7 protein-coding genes are annotated in these 6,148 nt (G+C 52.2%); 1 reads left to right on the top strand and 6 read right to left on the bottom strand.

Features of this window, described 5'->3' with window-relative positions; translation table 11 throughout:
- The first annotated feature begins 2 nt into the window (after window positions 1-2).
- Window positions 3-107: an RNA-binding S4 domain-containing protein gene (locus AACT35_RS15825; protein WP_254048020.1), complete on the top strand. Its 105-nt coding sequence runs from the start codon at window positions 3-5 to the stop codon at window positions 105-107.
- Window positions 108-127: 20 nt separating this feature from the next.
- Here AACT35_RS15825 and AACT35_RS08465 read toward each other — a convergent pair whose 3' ends face one another.
- The 6 genes from AACT35_RS08465 to AACT35_RS08440 all read right to left on the bottom strand — a co-directional run bounded on the left by AACT35_RS08465 (window position 128) and on the right by AACT35_RS08440 (window position 5,954).
- Complete coding sequence (locus AACT35_RS08465) at window positions 128-1,372, bottom strand: vWA domain-containing protein (RefSeq protein WP_099239476.1); 1,245 nt, start codon at window positions 1,370-1,372, stop codon at window positions 128-130.
- 137 nt (window positions 1,373-1,509) lie between these two features.
- On the bottom strand, window positions 1,510-3,168 hold the full coding sequence (locus AACT35_RS08460; RefSeq protein WP_099239475.1) for an EAL domain-containing protein: 1,659 nt from the start codon (window positions 3,166-3,168) through the stop codon (window positions 1,510-1,512).
- A gap of 142 nt (window positions 3,169-3,310) precedes the next feature.
- Window positions 3,311-3,961, bottom strand: a complete 651-nt coding sequence (locus AACT35_RS08455; protein WP_099239474.1) for a cupin domain-containing protein — start codon at window positions 3,959-3,961, stop codon at window positions 3,311-3,313.
- Window positions 3,962-3,965: 4 nt separating this feature from the next.
- Window positions 3,966-5,177: a M20 metallopeptidase family protein gene (locus tag AACT35_RS08450; RefSeq protein ID WP_099239473.1), complete on the bottom strand. Its 1,212-nt coding sequence runs from the start codon at window positions 5,175-5,177 to the stop codon at window positions 3,966-3,968.
- A gap of 92 nt (window positions 5,178-5,269) precedes the next feature.
- Complete coding sequence (locus AACT35_RS08445; RefSeq protein ID WP_030007751.1) at window positions 5,270-5,557, bottom strand: TMEM165/GDT1 family protein; 288 nt, start codon at window positions 5,555-5,557, stop codon at window positions 5,270-5,272.
- 79 nt (window positions 5,558-5,636) lie between these two features.
- Entirely contained in the window at window positions 5,637-5,954 is a 318-nt protein-coding gene (locus AACT35_RS08440) for a TMEM165/GDT1 family protein (protein WP_012308349.1), read from the bottom strand.
- Window positions 5,955-6,148 lie beyond the last annotated feature (194 nt).

Genomic DNA, 6,148 nt, shown 5'->3' with positions numbered 1-6,148 from the left:
TCGTGGAGGTCAATGGAGAAACAGAAACCCGCCGCAAACGGAAATTACGCCACGGGGATTTGGTCAGCTTTGAAGGGACAACGCTCCAAGTTGAATTTGACGAGTGAGTAGGGTGGTTTCCTAAAGATTAAGGTTGAATCATTGTTTTTGCGGCGATGCGGGTGCGTTTGCGATCGCCTTCGGAGAGGTCTTGGCCCCCTTGGAGTTGGGTCGCATTTTGCTGGAGGACAGTGGCCGCATTGGTATCACCCAGTTGAATCGCCGTTTTTGCTGCCGTTTGGAGGAGAGTCGCGGCCCCTTGGCGATCGCCTGCCTTGAGCTTGTCTTCGGCCAGTTGGGTTTGTCGGTATTTCGCAAGGGCGAGAATCGATTGTTGCACCACCGGATTCGGGGCTGGTTGATAGTTTTCTTGGACGTCTACGGTGATCGGAATCGCTTCTGAGATGAGTCGGGTTTGGCCCGTGGCCGGGTCATCGTAGCGGACTTGGGCCTGGGCGATGGCTTGGTGGCCGGGGGGCAGTTGGTCGATGTAGAGATTGGCCAAAATGATCCGGGGCGCTTCGGTTAAGAGATCCCCAAGGCGGACACCGTAAAAATCGCCCTCTTTGACCACGGGTAACTCGATGGTTTCTGGGGCCACCTGGGCGAGGGGTTTGAGATCTGCCAAGCGACTACCGGGAGAAAGTTGTAAAAGCAGTTGGGCATTGGTTAAACCAACCGATTGGGCCCGCTGGAGGAGTCGTTCAAATTCGGTGAGGGCCTGATTGGGGGTTTCAATATAAGCCAAGCTGCCATTGGCCGCATCAGCAATTTTTTCGAGGACATCTTGGTTCCAATTTTCGCCAAAACCGAGACTACTGAGGGTCACACCATGTTCGGCAGCGACGGCGGCAATTTCTAAGCAGCGGCCATTATCCCCATGTTCATTTTCGCCATCGGTGAGCATAAACACCTGGGCGGCGCGTTTACCGGGACTACTGGCCAGCTCCTGTAACCCAAGCTTAATGCCATCGTCGATACAGGTGCCCCCGGCGGCCTCAAGGCGGTTGATCTGGGCTTTGATGTGGGCTTTGTCCGTAACATCTTGGTTGGGGACAATCACCTTCGCTTTGTGATCAAAGGCAATCACCGAGAGGCGATCGCCTTCCCGCAGTTGGTCAACCAGTTGTATTGCGGCTTCTTTAACGGTGCGGAGGGGTTGCCCAGCCATTGAACCACTGTGATCAAGCACTAAACAAAGATTGAGCGGCAGGGTGGCGTCTTGAAAATCACTGGCGATCGCCCCAATGGAGAGGGAGAGTTGCCGTTGACTTTGGGCCTGGGTGGCATCCAAATGGGCATCACTAAGGAGCGCTTGCAGTCCGACTTGCATCATGGCTATTTCTTGATAAGGCGTGAATTATTGGGGGCAAACCCCGCAGACAGAGGCAAATATTTTCGCAATTTCAGCATAACTGTTTCCCTCGGGGAACGGGCAACGACGACTGGGTTTCGTAATGATTCGGAGTTTTAGGCTGGATAATTTGCTAAAAATGTTTCGAAGGCCGCCGTCGGTAGGGGGCGACTAATGAAAAACCCCTGGAATGTGTAACAGTGATGTTGGCGCAAAAATTCCATTTCTTCAGCCGTTTCTACCCCTTCAGTGACGACCGAAAAGTTAAGCTGCTGGGCCATGTTGATCAAGGCTTTGGTGATGGCGGCATTTTTAGGGTTTTGGTGAATATTTTCCACGAAGCAGCGATCAATTTTGAGGGTATCAAAGGGAAAATGTTGCAGGTACCCCAGGGAGGCATAACCCGTCCCAAAATCATCAATGGCGATCGCCACGCCTAGTTCCTTAATCAGCCGAAATTGGGCCATCGTAAAATCAACATTCTCCACTAGGGCACTTTCGGTCAGTTCTAGTTTGAGCCAGCGGGCCGCAAGACCCGTTTCCGCCAAAATTGCCTTGAGACAAGGAATCAGTTGGGGGCTTTGTAGTTGCTTACTCGAAAGGTTGACCGAAATTTGTAAGGGGGGAAGGCCCCGTTGTTGCCATTGGACGGCTTGGGTACAGGCTGCTTTGAGGATCCATTCCCCCAGGGGCACAATAAAGCCTGTCATTTCGGCGAGGGGGATAAACTCCCCCGGTGAAACCAAACCCTGTTCCGGTGATTGCCAACGCACCAACACTTCCGCCCCAATGATCCGCTGGCTTTCGATGTCGAGTTGGGGCTGGTAATAGAGTAAAAATTCGCCGTTTTTCAGGGCCTGTTGGAGGTGGAGATTTTTGTGGGGTAAGAGGCGATCGCGATCTTCGCTCAGTTGTTTGACTCGATGCTGCAAAATTTCCAACATCCCGAACAGTTCTAGGGGATCGAGAATTTGCGAGAGATTACTTTCTGTCAAAATACCCCGTAATTCCCCGTCTTTTCCGGTAACAACGATCCGCCGTACCCGATGCCGTTGGAGTTTTTCTTGGGCGATCGCCAAGGAATCCGCAGGATGTAACTGGATGAGGGGCGCACTCATCACTTCCCCAACGCCCAAGGCCTCTAAATCAGCACCAGAGCCTTGTAATTTGACGATATCTCTTTCTGTGACAATACCAATAGGCTTGATGAAATATCCAGCTTCGATGGCCACCACTATGCAGCTAATCCGTCGCCTCGCCATCAATTGCGCGACTTCGAGGACAGAGGTTTCTGGTGGGGCGGAAATCACTTGACTAGACATCACCTCCCGCACTTCCCGAAACCGGAGAAAATAGCCCAAATGTAACGCCTGCCGCAACAGACTAAGGGTTGTAACCCCAATCACAAGCTGCTGTTCATCCACGACGGGCAAATGGCGGATCTGATGCCGTCGCATTAAGTTATAGGCCGAAAAAACGTCGATTAAATTTTTCTGCTCAATGGTCACCACCGGGCTAGTCATAATTTCCCGCACCAAGGTTTGGTGGAGCGCTTTCGGTGAAAGGGACAGCCGCACCAAGTCCCGCTCCGTTAAAATTCCCACCATTTGTTCCCCCTCCGTAATGATTAAACAACTTTGGGGAGAATCTTTTTCCTGGCCTGTCATGAGGGCGATCGCCTCGGTGAGAGGCATCTGGCCATCGAGAAAAATCGGCTGCTCAAAGCTGATCCCTTGACCCGTAGCCAGGTCATCATTCTGCCAAAAAAAAGTCATATGGCTCCGGGGAAAATTACCTATGGTTTTACGGGTTAACGCTACTCAATGATAGTGTCTGCACCTATGTTGGGTTTTAGCACAGATTTTCAAAGCGAGATCCCACAGAAACGCAAAAATCCCCTGGTATTTGATGAATGCCTTACAAATGGCCCGTTTTCACATAAATAATGCAGCCTGCTCGACTAAAGGGAGTATGAATACTATCGGGGGGATTGCGCAACCAACTGCCGGCGGGGTAACTGCCCTGCTCATCTTCAAAAGTTCCTTCCAGGACAAAAATTTCCTCACCCCCCCAATGGCGATGGGTTTGGAAATAAGTGCCCGGTTCCCACCGCACCAAAGCAACATTTTCCCCCTGGAAATTATGCAACGGCAGCACCGATAAACCTTTCACTAAGCCGGGTACCCAGGATTGAGCTTTGGTATTCACCCGCACAAAAGTTTGATCCGCCGGATCCATTTGCCAGAGCTTTACGAAAATCGTACAGCCCGTTTTACTGTGGGGGCGGTGACTGGAACCCACGGGATTACGCACATAGGTGCCGGGGGGATATTCTCCATGTTCATCGGCAAAGGTGCCTTCGAGGACAAAAAATTCTTCGCCGCCGCCGTGGGTGTGTTCCGAAAAATAACTATCGGGGGCATAGCGCACCAGGGAAGTCGCGCGGGCAACTTCAGCTCCATCCCGGTCTAACATTCGCCGTTCGACCCCGGCCATGGGTGAGGCTTGCCAGGGTAAAGCGTTGGTATCGAGGACGACGCGTTTTTGTAAATTGGCGTGGAGTTGCATGGGGTTAGGCTAAAAATTTTTCGACACAACGGACAAACATTTCTACCCCCATTCCCAAGGCTGTTTCATCGAAGTTAAAGCGGGGATGGTGGTGGGGATAGGCGAGATCAAAGTAGGGATTGGCCGAACCAAGGAAGAAGTAACAGCCGGGCACTTCCCGCAGGAAAAAGGACATATCTTCGCTGCCCATGGTTTGGCATTCGGGCATCACGCCTAGGGGCGTTTCGATGGTTGCCTCGGCGACGGAACGCACCAACTCGGCCATAGCGGGATCATTGATCGTCGGCGGGTAAAGATGTACATGGTCTAATTTGTAGCTGGCTCCGTAGCTCTGGCAAATGCCGCTAACGATGGTTTCGAGGCGATCGCCAAGGGTTTTTTCCAGTTGGGGATTAAAGTAACGAATGGTGCCTTTGAGATCTGCATAATCGGCGATCACATTCATCGCGTGGCCCGCTTTAAATTCGCCGACGGTCACCACCGCCGCATCGAGGGGATTCACAATACGCGAAACAAGGGTTTGCAGCGCCCCGACAATTTGCGCCCCGACCACGATCGCATCGACAGTCTGGTGGGGGAGAGCACCATGGCCTCCTTTCCCCTGTACCCGCAGGTCAAAGCTTTCTACTGCCGCCATTAACGCCCCTGGTCGTACCCCCACCGTACCCAAGGGAAGATTGTTCCATAGGTGCAGGCCAATAATCGCATCCACGTCAGGATTATGAAGCACTCCCGCCTGGATCATTGGTTTTGCGCCACCGGGACTTTCTTCAGCGGGTTGGAAAATAATTTTCACAGATCCCCGGAAACTGTCGCGGTTTTCCTGGAGGTATTTGGCTGTCCCCAAGGCGATCGCCACATGGCCATCGTGACCGCAGGCGTGCATTACTCCCGGATGTTGGGAGCGGTAATCCACCTCATTTTCCTCTTGGATCGGTAGGGCATCCATATCGGCGCGAATCCCCAGCACTTTTCCCTTTTGATGACCTTCGATGAGGGCGACAATACCGGTTTCAGCGATGCCAGTTTGGTGGGGGATGCCCCATGCCGTGAGCTTATGAGCAATAAATTCTGCTGTCAGATTTTCTCGAAATGCCAGTTCCGGTTTCTGGTGGATCTGGCGACGCCACTGGACAATTTCTGATTGGAGCGCTTGGATCGTGGGACGAATCCGGTGTTTGTGGAGAACGGCATCTAAACTAACGGTGGCAACCATGGGAAACCCAACGCAAGGGCGTAAAAATCTGCCCTTCTAGTGTAGAAGATTCTTTTTTCTCCCGTCGATCTGCGGACTAGGGAAATAGAGGCCTAATCTTCGTCTGCTGGGGTCGGATGCCACAGTAACCGCACGGCGAGGGTTGCAAAACCGATGGCCGCTAGACCCTTGAGAATCTGGGCAGGGATAAACGCAGCGAAAGCTCCCCCGGCAATGACCCCCAGGAGACTGGTGGTAATTAGGGCCGTCACGGAGCCAAAAAATACGGCAATGGGTGATTTGGAACTGCCTCCTAAGGCGATCGCCGCCAGTTGACTCTTGTCACCAATCTCCGCCAGAAAGACGGTAATAAAAGTGAGACTTAGTAATTGCCAATCGATATCTACCATGGGTGAGAAAACTGTTTTATCGGTGAATCACGTTAATCAAAAACCAGAAACGGTTGCCTGGGGAAAGGCATTAGGCTGCCAGCATATCCACAATCAGTAGACCCGCAATCACGAGCAGCAGCACGCCAACAAACATATCCAAAATATCGGGGGCCAACTTCCGGGCGAGCCAATAGCCAATGATTACCCCCAGTAAGCTCGTACTGACCAGGGCAAGGGCGGCCCCCAAAAAGACCACCCAAGGAGAAGCCGCTTGGGCCGAAATTAAGAGGGTGGCTAACTGGGTTTTGTCCCCCATTTCTGCAATGAAAATCGTCAAAAAAGTGGAGCCGAAAACGGTCCAAATACTCCAGGGTCTTTCCTGTTTGGGGGGGTGACTGGCCGTCATATTACTTGGGGAAAATCTCGCTTAAAACCATGGCTTAGTTTATCAGGTATGTTTCGTGAATATGAAACAAAAGTGAAAGTCTAGGGAAGCTAAAGGGGGTGGTTCGGCGGACTTTTCTCAGGATCGGTGGGGGAATTATGAGGCGATCGCCCCAGGGCAAAAATGAGCGTTGGTGTCCCTCCCAAAAGGCCCCA

Origin of the sequence: Synechococcus sp. BDU 130192 (assembly GCF_963876085.1) — a bacterium.
In the GTDB taxonomy this organism is placed as follows: Bacteria; Cyanobacteriota; Cyanobacteriia; order Cyanobacteriales; family MRBY01; genus MRBY01.
Note: the sequence above shows the minus strand (reverse complement) of the source record. Positions and strands in the feature narration are given on the sequence as shown.